This window comes from Streptomyces monomycini (assembly GCF_022271435.1).
GTDB lineage: Bacteria > Actinomycetota > Actinomycetes > Streptomycetales > Streptomycetaceae > Streptomyces > Streptomyces monomycini.
Window position 1 is genome coordinate 421,100 of record NZ_JAFIQY010000001.1, and the last position, 19,389, is coordinate 440,488.

The window sequence follows — 19,389 nt, forward strand, 5'->3', positions numbered from 1 at the left end:
GAACGGTCACGCCCTGTTCACCGTGCCTCTTCGTCACTCAACCGGTCGGCGATCGCCTCGAATTGTTCAATCTCGTCCTGATCCAGGTCGAGGAGGGGGAAGTCGGAGGGCGTGTGCCCGCCGGCTGCCGGGCTGTCCGTGTGGACGGCCAGGCCGTCCAGCAGGTCCAGCCAGGCACGGCCGAGACGGGCCACCACCGCCGCGTCCAGCAGCCGGTGCGGCCAGGTGAGGGTGAGGCTGAGAGCCGCCCCGCCCACCGTGTCCCGGACGACCGCGCTCGCTTCCAGTACGTGCGGGGCAGGCATGCCGGGGTCGGAGGAGGAACCGATGGCCGGTTCGCCGGTCAGTTGCCAGGGTTCGGGCGTGCCCGCCCGGGGGTGGGCGGCGAGGAAGCGGCCCATGTAGTTGAAGCTGATGCGGGCGGACGGACGGTGTGCCCGCCCGGCTGCGTCGGTGCTGCCCTGGAGGTGGCCCGGTCCGTCTTCGCCTGCCGCCCGGGACTGCTGCTTGACCGCTTTGAGCAGCCGGCCGGCCGCTGGGCCGCCGGCCGACGCCTCGGCCAGGTCGACGCCGGCGAGGTCCAGCCACTGCGGGCGTACGGTGGTGAACCAGCCCACCGTACGGGAGAGGTCGGTTCCGTCGGCCGCCGCACGGCCGTGCCTTTCGACGTCCACCAGAACGGTCCCGCCTCCCGCGCCCGGCCGGGCGTCCACGACGGCCCCCGCCAGCGCCGCGAGCAGCACCTCGTGCACACCGCAGTGGTACGCCGCCGGAGTACGGGACGTCAGAATCTCCGCCTGCCCGGCCGGCACCACCCAGGTCTGTTCGCGCAGGGTCGCCGCGGTGTCGACGGCCGGGTCGAGATTCCGGCCGACCGGCAGCGGGTCGGACGGCTGCGGGCAGGTTCGCCCGTCGAGCGGCCGCTCGACGGCAGCCCCCGAACCGTCGGCCTCCGGCCCCGCCGCGGCCCAACTCCGGAACGACGTACCGACCGCGTCGAGTTGCGGCACGCCGCCCCTCACCGCCGCCTCGCAAGCGGCCCGCAGGTCCGCGAGCAGGATGCGCCACGACACCCCGTCGACCGACAGGTGATGGACGACCAGCGCCAGACGTCCCGTCCGGCCGGGCCCGGCGTCCAGCCACACCGTCTGCACCATGCGGCCCGCTGCCGGGTCGAGCCGTTCTACGGCGTCCCGCGCCGCCCGTTCCGCAGCCTCGTCGAGGCACGCTTCGAGAGCCACCGGGTTCTCCGCGCTCTGCGGGCTCTCCGGGCTCCCGTCGAGCCCGCCCCCGACCGGCAGACAGCTGATCAGCGGCTCGACATCCACCGCACCCCGTTCGCCCGTCTCCAGCGCCCACCCCCGGTCCCCGTCCGGCACCACACGGGCCCGCAGCATGGCGTGCGTGTCCAGTACCGCGCGCAGTCCGGCCGTCAGGGCGTCCCTGGTGAGCGCGGCGGGTGTCGCGACGATCGCCCACTGCGCGAACCTGCCGCCGGTGATCTTCTCGCCCAGCCTCCGCATGAGCGGGGTACGGGGAATCCGGCCGACGCCCGTGTCCACGGCGGCCGACGGGCCGGTCCCGTCGTCCGCCGTACGGGCCAGCAGGGCGAGCCGTTCGGGCGTCTTCGCTTCGAACACCTGCGGTGAGGTCAGCACCAGTCCGGCGCGGCGGGCCCGTGCCACCAGTTGCAAGGAGATGATGGAGTCACCGCCCAGCTCGAAGAAGCTGTCCTCGACGCCGGCCCGTTCCAGCCCCAGCACCTCGGCGAACAGCGCGCACAGGATCTCCTCGGCCGGGGTGCGCGGGTCGCGGCCCGCGGCCCGCGCGGCGAACTCGGGTACGGGCAGGGCAGCGCGGTCCACCTTCCCGTTCGGAGTGCGCGGCAGCGCGTCGAGCACCACGACCGCCGCGGGCACCATGAACTCGGGCAGCGCCCCGGCGACGTGCTCCCGCACCGACCGGCCGTCGACCGGGTGGCCGTTCACCGGCCGGTCATCGACCGGACCACCGTTCACCGGCCGGCCGTCGGCCGTCCGGCCGCCCGCCGCCCCGTACGGCACCACATAGCCGATCAACCGCCGCTCCCCCGGCCGGTCCTCGCGGACCGCGGCCGTCGCCTCGCCGACGGCGGGGTGGCCGGCCAGCGCGGCCTCGACCTCGCCGAGTTCGACGCGGTAGCCGCGTATCTTGACCTGGCTGTCGGCCCGCCCGGCGAAGACCAGTTCGCCGTCGCCGGTCCAGCGCACGATGTCCCCGGTGCGGTACATCCTCCCCCAGCCTTCGGCCGGGGGGACCCCCGTGCCGGGCGTGAACGGGCAGGCCACGAACCGCTGCGCGGTCAGCGCCGTCCGTCCCTGGTAGCCGCGCGCCAGGCTCTCCCCCGCCACGTACAGTTCGCCGGGCACGCCGGGCGGCACCGGCTGGAGGAACGCGTCCAGGACGTACAGCCGGGTGTTGGCGACGGGACGGCCGACCGTGGGCGTCTCGGCGCCGGTCAGCGGGGCGGTGGAGCTCTGTACGACGGTGGCTTCGGTGACGCCGTACTCCTCGTGGACCTGCCGCCCCGGGGCCCAGCGCCTGCGCAGCTCCTCGGTCAGCGGTTCGCCGCCGGTCACCACGACGCGCAGGTCGGGCAGGTCTTCCGGTGGCAGGTGCAGCAGGAAGGACGGGGTGCCGCCGAGCTGGGTGATCCGGTGGGCGCGCAGCAGGCAGGCCAGGTCCTCGCCCAGGGGCGGCGGCCCCGGCGGGGCCAGGACGAGGCGTCCGCCCGCGCACAGGACGGGCCAGGTGTCGGCGATCGACACGTCGAAGGTGGGGGCGGCGAGCTGGAGGACCCGGCTGTGCGGGCCGAGGCCGAACCGGGCCACCCGGTCGGCGACGAGGTTGCGCAGGCCGCGGTGGGTGACCGTGACGCCTTTCGGTACGCCGGTGGTCCCCGAGGTGTAGACGAGGTACACCGCGTGGTCCGCCGCCAGCGGCGTGCGGCGCTCCGCCTGGGTCACGAAGCCGCCTCGGTGGCGCGCCAGGGCCCCGGCCACGGCCGGGTCGTCCAGGTCGGCCACCCGGGCGGCACAGTCGCCGGGCACCGCGTGCCGGGTGTCGGCGTCGCACAGCACCACGGCCGGGTCCGCGTCCCGCAGCAGGAAGGCGCGGCGCTCCGGCGGATAGTCCGGGTCGACGGGTACGAGGACGCCGCCCGCCATGATGACGGCCAGCGCGGCGGTCAGGGACTCCGCCGACCGCCGCAGCAGCACCGCGACGCGGCGCTCCGGGCCGACGCCGAGGCCGATCAGGTGGCGCGCCAGGCGTCCGGCCGTGGTCGCGAGTTCCCGGTAGGTCACGGTCCTGCGGGCATCCTGGACGGCCACGGTGTCACCCGACCGTGCCGCGCGGCGGCGAAGCAGTTCCGGTACCAGTACGGCGGGCAGCGGCGTCTCCGTACGGTTCCACCCCGTCACCACCAGCCGGTGTTCTTCCGCGCCCAGCACACCGACCCGCCCGACGACGGGCGCCGGGCCGTCGGTGACCAGCTGTGCGAGAACCTGGGCCAGCCGGGCGGGCAGTGCTTCGACGACGTCGGCGGGCAGCAGTCCGCGCTGGTGGACGAGGTGGACGTGGAGCTGTTCGCCGGGGGTGATGTTCAGGCCCAGCGGGTAGTGGACGACGTCGGTCACGTCCGAGAGGCGGATCGTGAGGGCGCCGGGCCGGTCCGGGGCGGCCGGTGGCCGGGGCAGGTTCTGGTAGACCACGATGCTGTCGAAGAGCGCGCCGGGCCCGCCCAGTTTCTGCGCCTCGGACAGGCCGAGGTGCCGGTGGGGCAGGAGGGCGGACTGGCGTTCCTGCACGTCCTTGAGCAGGGCGAGCACCGGTTGCGCGGCGTCCAGCGGCACCCGTACCGGCAGCGTGTTGATCAGGAGGCCCACCATCGTCTCGACGCCCGGCAGTTCGGGTGGCCGGTCGGCCATGGTGACGCCGAAGACCACGTCCGTACGGCCGGCCAGCCGGGCGAGGACCAGCGCCCAGGCGCCGAGTACCACGGTGCTCGCGGTCAGGCCGTGGGTGCGGGCCAGTTCCTCCAGCCGGCGGGACAGCCCGGCGGGGAGGTCGGCGTGCAGGTGTACGGGATCGGTCGCGCCGTGTTGTGGTGCCGTCGGCGCCACCAGGGTGGGTTCGCCCGCGCCGTGGAACTCGGCGCGCCAGGCGTCCCGCGCGGCTTCCTTGTCCTGCCGTGCCAGCCAGGCCAGGTACTCCCGGTACGAGGTGACCGGGCCCGGCCGGGGGTCGTCGCCACCCGCCGCGTACGCCGCGGACAGCTCCGTGACCAGCACCGGCAGCGACCAGCCGTCCATCAGGACGTGGTGGGTGAGGACGACCAGGTGGTGGCGTTCCGCGCCGAGGCGGATCAGCAGGAGCCGCCACAGCGGCGCCGTCGCCAGGTCGATCCGCCCGCCCTGTTCCCGTGCGGCGAGCTCCGCGGCCGCGGCCGACGCTTCGTCCTCCGGGAGGTGCGACACGTCCGCTTCCTGCCAGGGCAGCGGCACGTCACGCGCGACGACTTGTACGGCCAGGCCGGACGCGCTGCGGCGGAAGCTCGCCCGCAGGGTGGCGTGCCGGTCCACCAGGGCCCGCCAGGAGGCCCGCAGCCGGCCGGTGTCCAGCGGCCCGTCGAGTTCCAGTGTCCAGCGGCTCTTGTAGACGTCCGGCGCCAGCTCGTCGTGGACGGACTGGAACAACAGCCCTTCCTGCAACGGCGAGAGCGGCCAGACGTCCGCGAGCTGCGGTACCTCCTGCTCCAGCTCGGTCACGTCCTGCTGGGTGAGGGTGAGCAGCGGGAAGTCCGAGGGCGTGTGCCCGCCCGCTCCGGTGGTGCCGGCGTGGGCGGCCAGGCCGCCGAGCAGGTCGAGCCACAGCTGCCCCAGCGTCCGTACGGCGGTCTCGTCCAGCAGGTGGTCGGACCAGCTCAGGGCGAGGGTCAGTTCCGGGCCGTCGGGAGTGTCCCGTACCGCGGCCTCGGCTTCCAGGGCGTGCAGTACGGGCATGGCGGGGTCCGCGGACTCGCCGATCGTGGCGTGGCCGGTGAGCTGCCAGGGCTCGGCCGGGCCGGTGTGCGTACCGGCGGCGAGGAACCTGCCCAGGTAGTTGAACGAGACCTGAGGGGCCGGAAGCGCGGCCAGCGCCGGTCGCGTACCGGGGTTGAGGTGGCGCAGCAGGCCGTGGCCGAGTCCGTCGCCGGGCATCGCTCCGGCCTGTTCCTTGACCGCCTTCAGCAGCGCGCCGGCCGCCGGGCCGCCCGCCAGGGCTTCGTCGAGGTCGACACCGGCGGCGTTCAGCCGGACCGGGTGCACGTCGGTGAACCACCCCACCGTACGGGCCAGCTCCACTTCTTCGGCCACCGGCTCGCGGCCGTGGCCCTCCACGTCCACCAGCAGTCCGGCGGCCGGAACGCTGTCCGGCCGCCAGTGGGTGAGCGCTCCGGCGAGCGTGGACAGCAGGACTTCGTGCACGCCGCAGTGGAACGCGGCGGGTGCGCGGCCGGTCAGGGTTGCCGCGTGGCCGGTCGGAACGGTCCATTCCGCACGGTGTGCGGTGGCGGCGGTGTCCCGCAGCGGGTCGGGCGGCCGCGTGCCCACGGCCAGGTCGCCGCCGGCCAGCAGCGCCTGCCAGCCGGCCAGTTCCGCGGTGCGGTGCTCGTCCGTGGCCTGTGCCGCCAGCAGTTGGGCCCATTGCCGGAAGGACGTTCCGACGGGGTCGAGGACCGGCGGCCGTCCCGCTGCGACCGCCTCGCAAGCAGCCCGGAGGTCGGGGATCAGGATGCGCCAGGAGACCCCGTCCACCACCATGTGGTGCACGACCAGCACCAGCCGGCCGTCCTGCCCGGGACCCGCGTCCAGCCAGACCACTTGGACGAGCGTGCCGGCGGCGGGGTCGAGCCGCCGACGGGCGTCCCCTACGGCCCGTTCGGCGGCTTCGTCCAGACCGTGGCCGTCCTCGGTGGCGACGCGGGTGATCAACGAGTCCGCGTCGACCGTGCCGCGCCCGGCCACCGTCAGGACCGGTTCCGGGCCGTCCGTCACGATGCGGGCGCGCAGCATGTCGTGGGTGTCCAGTACGGCGGCCAGCCCACCCGCCAGCACGTCCCGGGTCAGCCCGGCCGGCGCGCCGACGGTCACCCACTGTGCGAACCCGCGGCCGGCTCCCCGCGTTCCCAGCGCCCGCATCACCGGGGTCCAGGGCACGTCCCCGGTCCCCTCGTCGTCCTGCGGGGCACGTTCCGGCCGGTCCGCGACGGCCTCGGCCACCGCCGCCAGCCGCTCGGGCGTCAGGAGGCCGAAGACCTGACCGGACGTCAGGACCAGCCCGGCGCGCCGGGCCCGGGACACCAGCTGCATCGAGCTGATCGAGTCACCGCCCAGCGTGAAGAAGTCGTCCCGCACCCCCACCCGGTCCAGCCCCAGCACCTCGGCGAACAAGTCGCACAGCGTTTCCTCGGCCACTGTCCGCGGCTGCTCCGGCGCGGCTCCGCCGAAGCCGGGCGCCGGCAGGGCCTTGCGGTCGACCTTGCCGTGCGCGGTGAGCGGCAGCCGGTCCAGCGGTACGAGCGCGGCGGGGATCAGGTACTCGGGCAGCGTCGCGGCCAAGTGGTCCCGCAGAACGGAGAGGAGCGCGCCGGTGCGGAGGCTGTCGGACCGGTCGTCGGACCGCGCGACTGGCTCTCGCGGTTGCCGGCCGCCCTCGTCATCGGAGCGGCCGGCGGGCTCTTCCGGGTCCGTCGGCACCGGCCCGGCGGCCGGAACGACGTACCCGACCAGCCGCCGCTCGCCCGGGTGGTCCTCCCTGGCCACCACCACGGCCTGCCCGACCGCCGGATGCGCGGCGAGGGCCGCTTCCACCTCGCCCGGCTCCACCCGGTACCCACGGATCTTGACCTGTTCGTCGGACCGTCCGACGAAGACCGGTTCACCGTCAGCGGTCCACCGCACCAGGTCCCCGGTACGGTACATCCGCTCGCCGCGCGCGAACGGGGAGGCCACGAAGCGCTCCGCGGTGAACCCACCGCGCCCCAGGTATCCGCGGGCCAGCCCGCCCCCGGCGAGATACAGCTCCCCGTCCGTCCCCGGTGCGACCGGCCGCAGCCTCGAGTCGAGCACGTGCAGGCGGCGGCCGGTCAGCGGCTGTCCGAGGGGCAGCACGTCCGGCACTTCGTCGCCCGGCCGCACCGGGCGCGTCGTCGCGCACAGCGTGGCCTCCGTCGGCCCGTACAGATGCTGCACGGTCACCTCCGGGCACGCGTCCCGCACGCGTGCCACCGCCACGGCCGGTACCACGTCCCCACCGCACATGACCTGCCGGAACCCCCGGAAGCACTCCGGCGACTCCTCCGCGATCACCCGGAACAGCCCTGCCGTCAGCTGCACTGCCGTCACACCGTCGGCCACCGCCTGGGCGAGCCGCCGCGCGTCCGGCGGGCCCGGCTCCGCCATCACCACCGTGCCGCCCACCGCCAGCGGCAGCCACAGGTCGAACAGCGACGCGTCGAAGGCGTACGGCGCGTGGGCCAGCACCGCGTCGTCCGGGCCCACTCCCCACCGCGGGTCGCTCACCAGGCCCGTCACACTCCCGTGCGGGACCAGCACGCCTTTCGGCAGCCCCGTCGATCCGGAGGTGTACATGACGTACGCGGCGTCCTCCGCGCCCACCGTCACCCCGGTACGGTCCGGTGGGCACGCGGCCACCGCCGCCGCCACCTGCGGGTCGTCCAGCACCACCGTTTCCGCACCGCCCGGCACCAGATGCCGTGTCACGGGACGGGTCGCCTCCGAGCACAGCACCGCCGCCGGGGCCGAGTCCGCCAGCAGGAACGCCACCCGGTCCGCCGGATATCCGCAGTCCACCGGAACGTACGCGGCCCCTGCCTTCCACACGCCCAACAACGCCGTCAGCAGACCCGCCGACCGCTCCAGCGCCACCGCGACCCGGTCACCGCGCCGCACGCCCCGGGCGGTCAGGTACACGGCCAGCCGGCTCGACGCCGCCGCCAATTCCTCGTACGTGGCCTTGCGTCCGGCGTCCGCCACCGCCACCGCGTCCGGCGTGCGGGCCGCCTGGCGGCCGATCAGCTCGGGCACCGAAACAGCCTGCGTCCCGGCGAGCACGCGCTCCGGCCCGGTCATCGTCCGGTCCCCGTGCCCGGCCGACGGCAATTCCCGCGCATATTTCGTTCGGAGTGGGCCGTTGCCCTTATTTCATTCCGACGGGAGGGAAAGGACGTCGTCAGGGTCAGGGTCAGGGGCAGTTCGGTGGACGCCAGGCCGTTCATGATTCCCCCTTGGGTGGCAACGACCGAAAGGACCGGCGGCCCCACGGCCGTGGGCGCGGCGAATTCCGCGACGTCCGCGCATTCCCCGTCGGTCCGAGACCGATCGGCGTACCGTTGTTCAGGGGCCGGTTGGCCTCACTTTGCGGTCGGCGAAGTACGGGGTCAACAGCAGCCAGTTGGACGAGCACTTGGTGTGTGCGCGTCCAACTGGGCGTTTTCCGCACTCCGGACAACGCCCCGATACGGGGGTACTGGTCGCAGTGGCCGGCGCCTCCGTCCACGAAGAGGTTTTTCCTCTGCGAGCGCGGCCTGAAGGGCTTCCACGCCGTCCCGGTACGCACCGAAACCGCCGAGCATACTGCCGACGATGGTGCAGCGGAGGGGGCAGCGGCAACCCCGCCCAGCGGCACGCGCGGAAAGCGAATGCGGCTCCAGGAATAGACACCGCGCGCCCGCGCCGCCAGAGCACATGGAAAGTGCTGCCGTCACTGCGGAGGCTGTTCCGCAGCAAAGTGTCACGACACCCGGCGCCACTTCCCGGGCGGCCGGGCGACGCGCGGGCGGCACCCGGGCCCGTACGGGGAGACGGCAGGCAGGCGGCGTCGTCCGGTCACCTCGCGAGAGCTGCGAGCGTGACTTCGAGGTCGGCGGCGCGGGGCTGGTTGTGCGGAAGCCTGGCCAGCAGGGCCGCCATGCCGCAGGTGTCGGTCGCGGCGGAGAAGACCAGGCCGCAGCCGATCGCCGCGGACAGCCAGCGGGCACGCCGGTAGCGGGCGCCGAGGGCGAGGCCGGCCACCACGAGGGAGCCGGCGGCGAGGCGGACCTGGCGTTCCATGGGCCAGGCGGCCTTGGTGCCGGTGCCGTCTTCGCGCTCGACGGGGTGGCCCTGGGCGGCCCAGGCGGCGGTGCCGCCGGTGAGGGTGGCGGCGGGGATGCCCGCGGCGGCGAGCTGTTCGCAGGCGGTGGCGGAGCGGTTGCCGGAAGCGCAGACCATGAGCAGTTCACCGCGGGCGGCTGCCGCCTCGATGGCGGGCAGGGCGCTCGCGAGGTGGCCGAGGGGGATGTTGTGGGCGCCGGGCAGATGGCCCGCGGCGTACTCGCCGGGGGTGCGGACGTCGACGACGGTGTAGGCGCTCAGCCGGCCCGCCGCCTGTTCGGGGAGGACGGCGGCCTGGGTGATCATGTGCATGGGGTTCCTTTTCGTTGCGTCCCCCGGGCCCCGGGGAAGCGGGCCCCGACGGACTAGAATACCCGCGGGGGTATCCGGAGCGCCCGGAGCCACACCCGGGACGCCCCGGGTGTCCCCGGACGCGGGTCTGCCGCGGAGGAGGAAATGTGGAGCTGGAGATGGCGGCCGACGAGCTGAAGAGCGTGCTCAACCGGCTGCGACGGGCACAGGGACAGATCGCCGGAATCATCCGGATGATCGAGGACGGCCGCGACTGCGAGGATGTCATCACGCAGCTCGCCGCGGTCTCCCGCGCGCTGGACCGGGCCGGGTTCGCGATCATCGCGACGGGACTGCAGCACTGCATGGCCGACGGGGAGCAGACCGGCGGTGACCGGGAGCAGATGCGGGCGAGGCTGGAGAAGCTGTTCCTTTCGCTGGCCTGAGACGTCCGCCCGCTCGGCCTGAGACGTCTGTCCGCTCGCCGACCTGATAAGCCTGTGTGTGCTCGCCGTTCCGAGGCGTCCCGCCGCTCGCCGGCCCGAGACGTCCGTCCGCCGCCCCGCCGGGCACGTCATGTCACCGCCTCGACGAGCATGAAGGCCGCCACCGCCAGCAGGGCGAACGCGAACAGGCGCTGCAGGCGTGGACCGGAGACCTTCCCGGCGAGGCGTTTGCCGTCCCAGGCCCCGAGGACGGCGGCCGCGGTGAACGGGCCGACGACCGCCCAGTCCAGGGAGCCGGCCGCCCCGAAACGGGTGGCCAGCGAGGACAGGGAGTTGACGGTGATCACCAGCAGACTGGTGCCGACGGCCGCCCGCATCTCGAAGGCCAGCACCGTCACCAGGGCCGGTACGGCGAGGAAGCCGCCTCCCACGCCGAGCAGCCCGGTCAGGGCGCCGAGCCCCGCGCCGGCCCCCGCGGCCCGCCCCTTCCGTACCTCGCGGTTCCCGTCCGCCGCCGCGGCGGGGCGCAGCATCATGACCGCGGCGAGGGCGGCGACGCCCGCGAAGGCGAGGGTGAGGGCGGCCTGCGGAAGGCGGGCGGCGGCGGCTCCGGCGAGGGCCGCCGGCAGGACTCCGGCGGCGGCGAACGCCGCCCCCGCCTTCCACCGCACGCGTCCGGCCCGCGCGTGTGCGTACAGCGCGGCCAGAGAGGTGGCGGTGACGATGAGCAGGCTCGCGGTGGTGGCCTCGGCAGGAGTGAAGCCGAGGAGGTAGATCAGCGCCGGTACGGCCAGGACGCTGCCACCGCCGCCGAGCGCGCCGAGCGCCAGTCCGACCACACCGCCCGCGACCAGGGCCAGGATCAGTGCGCTCATGATGCCGGCCCGCCCGGCCCGCGCACGCCGGTGACCGGTGGGGCACAAGCGCCGGGATCGGGGACGGGCATCAGGAGCCGGCCACGGTCAGGCCGGCGTCGACCGCGGCTTCGAAACCGTCGTCGACGGCGACGACCTGCCGTCCCACCGCGTCCAGGAGGGAAGCGGCGATCGCCGCGCGCATTCCTCCGGCGCAGTGCACCCACACGACGCCCGGCGGGATCTCGTCGGCCCGGCCGTGCAGCTCGTGGACGGGGATGTGCACCGAGCCTTCGACGTGCCCGTCGGCGCGCTCCGAGGCGCGGCGCACGTCGAGCACGACGACCTGCGCGCCCCGCGCACGGGCAGTGGCGAGGTCGGCGAAGGCGGCGCGCGGGAACGAGGCGAGTTCCTCGCCGTCGCGGATCCAGCCGGCCGGGTCGCCGGTGGCGGCAGCGGCCGGGCGGTCGATGCCGACCCGGGCCAGCTCCCGCTGGGCGGCGGCGATCTGCTCCGGTGTCGTGCCGAGCAGGGTGACCGGCTTGCCCCACGGGATCAGCCAGGCCAGGTAGGTCGCGAGCTTGCCGTCCCCTTCGAAGTTGAACGATCCGGCCACGTGTCCGGCGGCGAAGGCGACGCGGCTGCGCAGGTCCACCACCCACTCCCCCGCGGCCAGCCGCTCGGCGATCCGCCGCGCGTCGGCGGGCTCGGGCGGGGTCAGGTCGACGGGGGCGGGGCCCGCGGCGTTGGCGGGGCCCATGTGGGCGTAGTAGGCCGGTACGTCCTCCAGGCCGGCGAGGGTACGGGCGACGAAGGTGTCCACGTCGAGGGTGAGCGCGTCGTTGACCGTGCGTTCCTTGCCGATCGTGGTGGTGTCGCCCGCGGCCTGGGAGGAGGAGCAGAAGCTGCCGAATCCGTGCGTGGGCAGCACCGGGACCTCGTCGTCGAGCTCGTCGGCAAGGCGGTGGGCGGAGGCGTGCTGGGCGCGGGCCAGCCCTTCGGTCAGTCGCGGCTCGACCAGGTCCGGGCGGCCGACCGTACCGATCAGCAGCGACCCGCCGGTGAAGGCCGCCACCGCCCGGCCGTCGTCCTCCAGCGCGTACGAGGTGTGGTGCGGCGTGTGGCCGGGGGTGGCGATCGCGCGCAGCACCAGGCCCTCGTCCACCGCGACCGTGTCGCCGTCGGTGACGGGAGTGCGGGCGAACGACACGCTCGCCGCGGCCGGGACCAGGTAGGCGGCGCCGGTGACGCGGGCCAGCTCCAGACCGCCGGTGACGTAGTCGTTGTGTATGTGGGTCTCCGCGACATACGCGATCCGCACCCCGCGCCGCGCCGCGGCGGCGATCACCTGGTCGATGTCGCGCGGCGGGTCGATCACGACCGCGGCCCCGTCGCCACCGGCCAGGTAGCTGCGGTTGCCCAGGCCCTCGAACGTCAAGGTGTCGACGAAGAACACAGTGGTGCCTCCTCCATGGAACGGACGTGACGGGTGTACCCCCGGGGGTATCTGTCACCCACCATAACAGCGATACCCAGGGGGGTATTCCGGAGTGATGGTACGCCCGGGCACCCGGGCGACTCCGGGGGATCGGAACGCCCGCGTCCGACAGCGCCCCACTGCGACGGGTACCCGGTGGGGTATCAGGGAATCCGCTCCGGGCCCGTGTCGTCGGCGGCGCGCGGCGCCGCCGCGGGAGCGCGGACCGGGATACAGTCAACTCCGCACGGGCCACCGCCCGTTGTCCGTGGTTCGCCCCCGCCTCCGGCCGGCCGCCCGGCCTCTGCCCTGCCCCGGCCTCCTCCCCGCACCCGGCAGCCGGCCGCTCGCCGCCGTACCGCCGCGGGTACCTCTGACACGGAGCCTTCGCCATGACCACCACACCGCGGGACCTCCAGATCGTCGCCCTGGTCCTCACCATGGACACGGACCCGCCGCGCCCGGTGGACCCGGGCGACCTCTCCCTCGCCCTGGCGGGAGCCGAGCTGATCGACCTCCTGCGCGCCGGGGTCCTCGCCGTGGACGGCGACCGCATCGTGCCCGACGACCGCGACCGGCGGGCACCGGCCGACCGCCTGCTGGAGGCGGCCGCGTCGGCGCTCGTCCGGCGGGCGCCCCACGAGTCGGTCGAGGACTGGCTGTGACGCCGGGGCCGCGGCCTGTCCGCGGCCTACCGGGCCGCCCTGACGGAAGAGGGACTCCTCACCCGCAAGCGCCGCCGGCTGCTGTTCCGCACCGGCCGGACGGCGGTGCCCGCCTCGTCCGCCCGCGCCCACGCGGCCGGCCGCTGGGCATCGGGCGAACCCGTCCTCGCCGCCCTCGCCGCAGCCGCCGGAATGCGCGGGGCGCCGGCCGGCGATTCCCTGAGCGGGACCGACGAAGCGGTCGTGACCGTACTCGCCGCCGTCAACGAGGCGGTGGTGGAGCTGGAGGGCGTACGGCAGCGACGCTCCGTCGAGCAGGCGGCCTTCGACAACATCTGGCGAGGCCTGTGACGGGGAGGCGAGGCGCGCGACGGAAAGGGCCGGGCCGCGTGAGCCCGTCGGGCGGCGGCGGAAGACGACGGGCGGCGCGGGCATCGCCCGGCGGAAGGCGTCGAGCGGTGCGGGCATCGCGCGGCGGAGGACCCCGTACACCGCCCGCGTGATCCCCTCGCGCTGCCGCCTGCGTCAGCGCAAGCGCCGTACGCGGATGTCCATCGCGGCGCTGGTGTCGCCCGTTACGAGCCCGTTACGAGGTCGGCGCGCAGCGAGGTGAAGGCGACACAGGAGACGGCCGACCGAAGGCCTGTGACAGCGCACGGACGGGCCCGCGACAACTCGCGGAGGGGAAGGAACGCCGCCCGGGTCACTTCCCCGTCAGTCCGGTGGGGCCGCTCCAGTAGGCCCGCTTCCACCGCTTCGCGTCGGGAGTGAACTCGACCTCCATGCGGTCGGCGGCGTCCGGCGGCAGCGAGAACGCGTACCTGCCCACGGCCTCCCGGCCCGGCAGGACGTACCCCTTGAGGACCTTCTGCCGCCCGCTGCCGTCGATCACCAGCTCCGTCGAGGCGCCGTCCGCGTCGTTGACCGAGGGCAGTCCCGTCTCGATCTCGACCCGCTCGGTCCCGGTGTTGACCACCTTGACCGTCACCTGGACGGCCTTGTTGCCCTTCGCGTGTCCCAGTACGTAGGCGTCCGGGACGAACGGCCGCGGCTGGGCGACCGTCACCTTCAGACCGTTGCCGAAGGTGTAGGAGCCGCCGAACGACGGGTGCCGCGCCTTCCTCTCGGCCTCGGCGGAGGACTTCGCCTTCTCGGTCCGGGCACGCGCCTCGTCGTCCGCCTTCTGCACCAAGGTGACGACGAAGAACCCGCCGGCGATCGCGGCCAGCAGTCCGACCCCGCCCAGGAGGGCACCGGCCAGCGCCATGCCCTTGCCCCGCGCCCGGCCCTTGCGTGCCATGCCGATCCCGACGGAGCCGAAGACCAAGGCCAGCAGCGCCGGCAGCCAGGAGACCCAGAACAGGACGAGGGGCAGGGCGAGGACGACGCCGAGGACGCCGAGGACCAGGGCCGCGACGGCCAAGCCGTTGCCGGGCCGCGGCGCGAACGGCAGGGCCGTCGCGGGCGGGCCCCAGTGGGCGGGGGCCTGCCCGGGGGGCGGCGGGCGCCACGGGTCGCGGTCGTCCGGTGCGGGGGCGACGGGCTGGGCACCGTCGGGCGGGGTGGATACGGTCACGTACAGTCCTCGTAAGGGGTCGAAACGGACAAGCCGTTGACCATATCAGTCAGGCAGCCGGCGGTTCGGCCGCTCTCTGGTCCTGCTCTCGGGAGGCCGGGGCGGGGCCGGCGGCCTGGGCAGATCTCCGGCGTCGATGGCGTTCTGCGCGACGGTGGACAGCATCAGGCCGTTCCGGCGGGCGTGGTCGCGCATGAGGTCGAAGGCGTCTCCGAGGGAGACGTCCCGGTGCGCGGCGAGGTAGCCCTTGGCCTGTTCGATGAGGATGCGGCCGTGCAGGGCGCCGTGCAGTTGTTCGTTGATGGTGCCGGTGTCGGTGTGCCGGAGGGTACGGGCGTGGATCAGGCCGATGGTGGCCGCGTCGGCGAAGGCCTGGGCCATGGCGAGGTCGTCCAGCGGGACCGGACTGTCGGTGGCCCGCAGGAGCAGCAGACTGCCGAGGGTGTCCCGGCGGAGCCGCAGGGGGACGGCGCAGGCGTAGGTGTATCCGGCGTCCCGGGCCTGCTTGGTGAAGTCGCCCCAGGCGGCGGGGGCTCGGGCGAGGTCGCCGGGGGCGACGGGCTCGGCGGTGCGGTAGGCGTCCAGGGCAGGCCCTTCGTGCAGCGCCAGGTCCACCACCTTGGACAGGGCCGGGCTGGGGTCGCAGGGCGCGGCACTGTACATCTGCGGTCCCGGGTAGGCCAGTACGACCGCGGCGTCGGTGACGGCGAAGATGTCACGGCAGCGGACGGTCAGCTGCTGCAAGAAGTCGATGACGTCGAAGTCCGCGACAAGGGTGTCGGCGAGTTCGACGAAGGTCTGGGCGATCTTGTCTTCCCTGCTCATGTCCCTGCTCCTCGGTGTGCGGGCGCGGGCCACGGCAGGTCCGTGCCGGTCGGCGGTCACGGCGGCAGATCCTGAAGGACGTCGCGGGCGGTCTCGGTGAGGGGCCGGCCGGACGCGAACGCCCGGGCCCGCAGCCGGATCAGCGCCTCTTCCAAGGGCACGCCGAGCCGGCAGCTGAGCACGCCGGTGGCCTGGTGCACCTCGACCCAGTGCAGGTCGACCGCGCCCGCGGCGCCCGGCCCGTCGTGCGGTGCGGACTCACCGGTGTCCGGCCGCCAGGTCAGCAGCCGGCCGGCCAGCGCGTCGGCCACCCGCAGCCCGTCCGCCGCCTGCCGTGCGGACAGCGGCCCCGGCGACCTGCGGTACCCGGTCAGCGCGCCGAACCGTGCGCCTCCGGTCCGTACCGGCCACACGAACACCGCCCGTACGCCCAGCGACCGGGCCTCGACGACGAAGTGCGGCCACCGTTCGCCCGCGCCCGCGCCCAGATCCGCCACCTGATAGGGCACCTCACTGAAGTCCGTCGTCATCCCGGGCCCTTGCCCCAAGGTGAACTGCGCGTCCTCCAGCCGCGCACTGATGTCGTCGCTGAACCACACCAGTTCCGCACCCCACCGCAGCGAGACCGCGATGCCCTCCAGGCCCAGCGCGTGCGCGCACCGCACGGCCCACACCCGGTGTTCTCCCGAGTCGACGGCTCGCTCCAGACCGACGAGCAATTCTTGTACAGACACCCGGTGCTCCATCGTTGAGCCTTCCGCGCCGAAGGGCGGACCTGCACCGAAGACGGCCACGTTCCGTGTCTGAAGGTTACTCTTCACCGCTCTCGCGGGAGCCGTTCCTGGAACAGCGATCGCTCCCGACGGGACACGATTCGGCAGCGCTTCCGTTCGGCCGCGGCATGCGGCCGGGTGTGCGGCGGACACCGGCGAGCGGTAGGACAAGGGGGCGAACGAGGGGAGGAACCAGAACGGACAGCCGTTGCCTCCGGTGGCCGACAGGCCTACTTCCAGGCCGTGCCGTCCGTCACCACGATGCAGTACTTGCTCCACTTTCCGGTGCGTGAGGCGGAGACGGTCGGCTCCGCGCAGGCCGTGGCCCGAAACGTTTTGCCCACCGACACCATCGGCGTGTACTGGTCCTTGCCGAACTCCACGACGGCGCTGCGGGCCGAGCCGCCTTCCACCCGGACGGTCACCACGTCCCCCACTTCCGCGCTGGTGATCCGCCCCCACACGACCCCGCAGCGCTTGCTGCGCCGCACGTGCAGCGAGACCGGGTTGTCCTTCGGCGGGAGCCAGGTGAGAGCATCGGCGGAACATCCCTCCTTCTGCGGGTCCTTCCCGTCGCATCCGGCTCCCGGGCAGGTGGCCGGTGCCGGCGGGGGCGGGGAGAGCCAGTCCTGCAACACCCCGGTCAGCAGGACCGGTACCACACCGCCCACCACGGCCGCCGCGACCGCCACCAGGAGGGCGTGCGTACTGTGCGCACGCAGCCAGCTCCACACCCGGCGCCGCGGCGACCGGTCCGGCGCGCCGTCGCCCTCGGCCTCGACCTCGGAATCACTCACCCTGCCTCCCGGAGCCCTCCGCTGCCCCACCAGCATCGGCGGCTCCCTGGTGCGCCGTAAGAAAGATTCACGCCCCGTGCGAAGTCCCTTTCGCAGTCCGGCACATGAACATCGCCGGTGCGGCACCGGGGTGTGATGCCTGCGGCGCGCGCTGGGGGCGCTTTGCTTCCGGTGTGCGCCAAGTGGCGATGTCAGGTCGTACGCGCGTCGTTTGCCGCTCGCGGCCGGAAGGTAAAGAACAGGTATAGCGGCAGGTGGGGCAGGGCTTGCCGGACGTCACACCAGGGGTGTCGGTGGCGCCGACCGGTAAGCCGGGAAACAGAGGTGAGGGGGAGGAATCGTGTTCGACCTCAAGGCCGAGGCGGAAATGCGCCTCTTCTCGGAGAAGCTGGCCAGGGAGCTCGCCGGGAAGCGTCCCGGCGCGCAGGAGAGCGCGGGCGACCGCGCCGCGACGGGCTCCCCAACGGACGGGCGGAAGCCCCCGGACACGGCGGACGCGCCGTCCGCCGCGGAGATACCGATGGCCGCGGAGGTGCCGACGGCCGTGGAGGTGCCGGATGCCGCGGAGGTGCCGGGTGTGATGAAAGCGCCGGGCGCGGCGAAGGCCCCGGACGCGTTGGATCCACCGGACGTCGCGAAAGCACCGGGCCATGAGGAGGCATCGGACGCGGCGGGCGCGAGCGGGCCCCTTCCCGCCGGTTCGTGAGTGGCCGCACGGTCAGGTGGCGCCCCGAGTCGGCCGTGGGTCGTCGGACGGGAGGCGGTTGGTGACCCGTTCGCCCTCCGGTGGCGCCGTGGCCGGCGGATCGGTCGCTGTCCGGTACGGGCGGCGGCGCAGCGCGACTCGCAGGCGATGGATGGCGGGGCCGGCCCGGCGGGCGGTGAGTGTGCCGAGGACGACCGTGATCGGTACGTAGGCCGTGGCGAACAGGTCACGCAGCGGGGTGAAGAGGGTACGGGCGCCTTCGGCGACCTCGCCGGACAGGGTGATGCCGACGAGGAACGCGCCGACGGCGACGGAGGCCTGTGCCGCTGGGCGGCTCCGGCGACGAGCACGGTCAGACCCAGGACTACCAGCAGGAGCATCTCGGGGTCGCGGGAGGAGACCGCGCGGATGAACAGCCGGCCGTGGTGCAGGGCGAGGTGGAAGACGGTGGCGGCGAGGACGAGGGCGAGGGCGAGGGCGATAAGCAGGGTGATACTGCCGCCGGCGAACGACGCCCGGCCAGCAGGAGGGTGAGCAGCGGCGGGCAGACGGCCGCAGACAGACGGCCATGGGGAGGGCTTCGAGGACCAGCAGGCCGAGGGCGACCGGGGTTGCGCGGTCGCCGAGGCGGCCGAGGCCGGTGAGGACCTTGGCGACAGTCCGGTACGGGCCGCGAAGCGTCCGATGAGGCCGAGGGCGAGGATGAGGGCGCCCAGTTCGATCAGCAGCGCGCTGGTGTCGTGCACGGCCGGCCTCCGGCGATGATCGCGGCCAGGGTGTCGACTCCCCCGCGGGCGCCGACTGCGATGAGGGTGTCGCCGATGGCGAGCCGGAAGTCGGGGCCGGGGGCGGGGTGGGGCGGGCGCTGGTGCGGCGCAGGACGGCGACGGTCGAGGCGCCGGTGCGGGCACGGGCCCCAATGGCCCCCAGGGGGCGCCCGCCGTACGGCGAACGGGCGTCGAGCGGGACGTGCCCGGTGACCAGGTCGAGTCCGTCGGTGGGCACCGCGTCCAGCGGGGGGTGACGAGGCGGGCCCGTTCGGTGGCTTCGTCCGGTTCGAGCGGGACGGATTCCTGGCAGGCGTCCGAGACGTCCGCCGAGTAGAACCCCAGGAAGTGGCACCCGTCCTGGTGGACGACGACGGCCAGCTGCCGCCCGCCACGCGTGGCGAAGTCGTACGGGGTGCCGGCGCTCAACGCGGGCTGCGCCGGCTCCGGTAGGCCGCGACGCTGGCCCGGTGTGAGCAGGTTCGGGTGCAGTACTGCTTCGAGCCGTTGCGCGAGAGGTCCACGAAAGTGGCCCGGCAGGCCTGCCCGGCACATACGCCGAGACGAGCGGGACCGAGCGTGGCGATCACGGAGGCCAGTGCGCTGAGCGTGGTCGCGGCAAGGTGCGCCGAGCAGCGGTCGGCGTCGGAGGTGACCTCGGTCCACCAGCGGTCGCCCTCGTGGCGCAGTACCGGGGTGGCGCGGCTGCGACGCAGACCGTCGTTGATCAGAGCCGCGGCTTCGCCCGCGTCCGTGTTCGCCCGTTCGAGCACCGCACGCACCGTCTCGCGCAACGCGCGGACTTCCGCCAGGTCGGCGCGGGTGAGACGCCGCGGACCGGTCCCTTGGTTCGCGGCCGCACTCGGAGGCTCAGCCGCGGGATGGCCGTCGAGGAAGTCCCGGAGCTGCTCCACGGTTTCGAGCGCGTCCTCTCCCTTGATCGGCCTCAAGGTGTTGGCCAGGTCGACGGCCGTCTGGACCACCAAGGGGCTGTAATACGCATCCCGCATTTGAC

Annotated in this window: 11 protein-coding genes and 3 pseudogenes; 3 read left to right on the forward strand and 11 right to left on the reverse strand. The window is 74.1% G+C overall.

Translation table 11 applies throughout. The features are described 5' to 3' along the window. Nucleotides 1–17 precede the first annotated feature (17 nt). Entirely contained in the window at nt 18–8,174 is an 8,157-nt protein-coding gene (locus tag JXZ78_RS01715) for a non-ribosomal peptide synthetase (protein WP_238782612.1), read from the reverse strand. Nucleotides 8,175–8,930: 756 nt separating this feature from the next. Continuing rightward, a complete protein-coding gene (locus tag JXZ78_RS01720) occupies nt 8,931–9,503 on the reverse strand; it encodes a rhodanese-like domain-containing protein (protein ID WP_030018467.1) in 573 nt (190 codons plus the stop codon). Between the two features lie 152 nt (nt 9,504–9,655). Between JXZ78_RS01720 and JXZ78_RS01725 the strand changes: the two genes are divergently transcribed. Further along, nucleotides 9,656–9,934: a metal-sensitive transcriptional regulator gene (locus JXZ78_RS01725; RefSeq protein WP_030018468.1), complete on the forward strand. Its 279-nt coding sequence runs from the start codon at nt 9,656–9,658 to the stop codon at nt 9,932–9,934. Nucleotides 9,935–10,062: 128 nt separating this feature from the next. On the opposite strand, the gene JXZ78_RS01730 is transcribed toward JXZ78_RS01725, so the two are convergent. Together JXZ78_RS01730 and JXZ78_RS01735 are read right to left on the reverse strand one after the other, a co-directional pair. Continuing rightward, nucleotides 10,063–10,809, reverse strand: coding sequence for a sulfite exporter TauE/SafE family protein (locus JXZ78_RS01730; RefSeq protein WP_030018469.1), 747 nt, complete (start codon nt 10,807–10,809; stop codon nt 10,063–10,065). Between the two features lie 70 nt (nt 10,810–10,879). Further along, the gene (locus tag JXZ78_RS01735; RefSeq protein ID WP_030018470.1) at nt 10,880–12,244 is read right to left on the reverse strand and encodes an MBL fold metallo-hydrolase; all 1,365 of its coding nucleotides are present in this window, start codon (nt 12,242–12,244) and stop codon (nt 10,880–10,882) included. Nucleotides 12,245–12,657: 413 nt separating this feature from the next. Here JXZ78_RS01735 and JXZ78_RS01740 point away from each other — a divergent pair. After that, nucleotides 12,658–13,281 (forward strand): annotated as a pseudogene (locus tag JXZ78_RS01740) (GPP34 family phosphoprotein). Between the two features lie 352 nt (nt 13,282–13,633). Here JXZ78_RS01740 and JXZ78_RS01745 read toward each other — a convergent pair. The 4 genes from JXZ78_RS01745 to JXZ78_RS01760 form a co-directional block, all read right to left on the reverse strand. Then, complete coding sequence (locus JXZ78_RS01745; protein WP_030018471.1) at nt 13,634–14,506, reverse strand: DUF4190 domain-containing protein; 873 nt, start codon at nt 14,504–14,506, stop codon at nt 13,634–13,636. Nucleotides 14,507–14,551: 45 nt separating this feature from the next. Further along, a complete protein-coding gene (locus tag JXZ78_RS01750; RefSeq protein ID WP_050502134.1) occupies nt 14,552–15,331 on the reverse strand; it encodes an ANTAR domain-containing protein in 780 nt (259 codons plus the stop codon). A gap of 56 nt (nt 15,332–15,387) precedes the next feature. Next, a complete protein-coding gene (locus JXZ78_RS01755; protein ID WP_157851483.1) occupies nt 15,388–16,065 on the reverse strand; it encodes an ANTAR domain-containing protein in 678 nt (225 codons plus the stop codon). Between the two features lie 269 nt (nt 16,066–16,334). Continuing rightward, nucleotides 16,335–16,901 carry a DUF2690 domain-containing protein gene (locus JXZ78_RS01760; RefSeq protein ID WP_050502136.1) on the reverse strand — a complete coding sequence of 189 codons (567 nt, stop codon included), beginning with the start codon at nt 16,899–16,901 and terminating at the stop codon, nt 16,335–16,337. A 340-nt stretch (nt 16,902–17,241) separates the two neighbouring features. On the opposite strand from JXZ78_RS01760, the gene JXZ78_RS01765 reads away from it, so the two are divergent. Beyond that, the gene (locus tag JXZ78_RS01765) at nt 17,242–17,607 is read left to right on the forward strand and encodes a hypothetical protein (RefSeq protein ID WP_030018475.1); all 366 of its coding nucleotides are present in this window, start codon (nt 17,242–17,244) and stop codon (nt 17,605–17,607) included. 207 nt (nt 17,608–17,814) lie between these two features. Here the strand turns inward: JXZ78_RS01765 and JXZ78_RS01770 are convergent. From JXZ78_RS01770 to JXZ78_RS01775, 3 genes and pseudogenes are all read right to left on the reverse strand, one after another. After that, nucleotides 17,815–18,264: pseudogene (locus JXZ78_RS01770) on the reverse strand (cation:proton antiporter domain-containing protein); the annotation flags it as partial. 64 nt (nt 18,265–18,328) lie between these two features. Continuing rightward, a pseudogene (locus tag JXZ78_RS40625) lies at nt 18,329–18,803 on the reverse strand (cation:proton antiporter regulatory subunit). After that, a complete protein-coding gene (locus JXZ78_RS01775) occupies nt 18,800–19,384 on the reverse strand; it encodes a CGNR zinc finger domain-containing protein (protein WP_030018476.1) in 585 nt (194 codons plus the stop codon). Before JXZ78_RS01775 ends, JXZ78_RS40625 begins: the two are co-directional and overlap by 4 nt. Nucleotides 19,385–19,389 lie beyond the last annotated feature (5 nt).